Source organism: Blastococcus sp. CT_GayMR20 (assembly GCF_004570345.1).
On record NZ_SPQM01000343.1, the window covers coordinates 1 to 596 of the forward strand.

Sequence of the window (596 nt, forward strand, 5' to 3'; positions counted from 1 at the left end):
ACCTTGGCCTGGGCCTCCTCGACGGTGCGGGTGCGCACCGGGCCGAGCAGTTCGATCTCCTCGTTGAGGTTCTCGGCGGCACGCTCGGAGAGGTTCCGGACCACCTTGTCGCGGACGTCGGGCCGGACGCCCTTGAGCGCGGTGGCCAGGTCGTTGGCCTCGACCTCGCGCAGCACCTGCTGCAGGGAGCGGTCGTCGATCGTGACGATGTCCTCGAAGACGAACATCTGGGAGCGGACCTGCTCGGCGAGCTCGGGGTCGGTGTTGTCCAGCCACTCGAGGATCGAGCGCTCGGTGGGCCGCGGCGAGCGGTTGATGATCTCGACGAGGGTCTCGACGCCGCCCACGGTGGTCATGTCCTGGTGCGCCAGCAGCGAGCCCATCCGGCGGCCGAGCTCCTCCTCGACGAGGCGGACCATCTCCGGCGAGGTCCGGTCCATCGTGGCGATCCGGTGCGCCACCTCGGCCTGCTGCTCGGGGGCGAACCCGGAGAGCACCTCGGCCGACTGGCCGGCGGTGAGGTGGGCCAGGACCAGCGCGATGATCTGGGCGTGCTCGTCCTTGAGGAACGTGACGAGCTGCCGGACGTCGGCATT

At 70.0% G+C, this 596-nt stretch carries 1 protein-coding gene; it reads right to left on the bottom strand.

What is annotated here, in order from left to right; translation table 11 throughout:
* On the bottom strand, nt 1-596 hold a 596-nt coding region (fliG, locus tag E4P40_RS27835; protein ID WP_135161499.1), incomplete at both ends, for a flagellar motor switch protein FliG.